Here is a 1,293-nt window from a genome sequence, read left to right as displayed (position 1 = left end):
CACCAGCCGTACGGCCAGGAGCGAGTGCCCGCCCAGGGCGAAGAAGTCGTCGTCGACACCGACGGTCTCCAGCCCGAGAACCTGCGCGAACACGGCACAGAGCAGTTCCTCCTGGAGCGTGGCCGGTCCCCGGCCGCCCGTGCCCGCCGTGCCGGCGTAGTCCGGCACCGGCAGGGCCTTGCGGTCCAGCTTGCCGTTCACCGTCAGCGGCAGGACGTCCAGGACAACCACCGCCGACGGCACCATGTAGTCCGGCAGCCGCTCGCCCACGAACGCCACCACTGCTGCGGACAGCCCCTGGGCTCGCGCCACCGCTCCATCGTCGACGGGGACGACGTAGGCGACGAGGCGGACGTCTCCCGCAGTGTCCTCCCGCGCGATCACCGCGGCCTGAGCAACCTCCCGGTGCGACTCCACCACCGCCCGGACCTCACCCGGCTCGATACGGAAACCACGCACCTTCACCTGCTCATCCGCACGACCCGCGAACACCAACTGACCATCCACCGTCCAACGCGCACGGTCACCCGTCCGATACATCCGCTCACCGCACTCACCAAACGGGCTCGCCACGAACCGCTCACCCGTCAGCGACGCACGCCCCGCATACCCCCGCGCCAACTGCGCACCCGCGACATACAACTCACCCGCCACACCCACCGGCACCGGCAACAAACCCTCATCCAGCACATACAACCGCGTATTCGCCACCGGACGACCGAACGGCACCACACCCCCACGACCCACATCCACCCGCTCCGCCGCCACCATCACCGTCGCCTCCGTCGGACCATAGGTATTCACCAGCCGACGACCCTCACCCCACACCCGAGCCGACTCCACACCAATCGGCTCCGCCCCCACCAACAACGTCTCCACACCCGGCAAATCCCCCACCCCCAACACACCCAACAACGACGGCACCACACTCGCCGCCCGCACCCCCCACCCCTCAACCAAACCCCTCAACAACCCAGGCTCCCCACGCTCCTCCACACCCGCCACCACCAACGTCCCACCACACCCCAACGCCACACCCACATCCAAAACAGACGCATCAAAACTGAACGACGCGAACTGCAACACCCCAACCCCCGACCCCACCCCCATCAACGGACCGAACACCGACACCAAATTCACCAACGACCCCTGCGACACCACCACACCCTTCGGCACCCCCGTCGAACCCGACGTATAAATCACATACGCCGCATGCCACGGCAGCAGTGAGCCCAGACGCTCGCCGTCCACGAGAACAACCGCCTCCAACTCCTGCAATGCAGCCTCGATCAC

At 67.1% G+C, this 1,293-nt stretch carries 1 protein-coding gene; it reads right to left on the bottom strand.

Annotation, left to right across the window (positions count from 1 at the left end; all coding sequences use genetic code 11):
* The coding region (locus ACIBB8_RS37950; RefSeq protein ID WP_398959983.1) for a non-ribosomal peptide synthetase at window positions 1-1,293 on the bottom strand (1,293 nt) is incomplete at both ends.

The sequence above is a fragment of the Streptomyces sp. NPDC051286 genome (assembly GCF_044455345.1).
Taxonomy (GTDB): domain Bacteria; phylum Actinomycetota; class Actinomycetes; order Streptomycetales; family Streptomycetaceae; genus Streptomyces.
The sequence above is the reverse complement of the archived record's forward strand: the minus strand, read 5'-3'. Positions and strand labels throughout refer to the sequence as shown.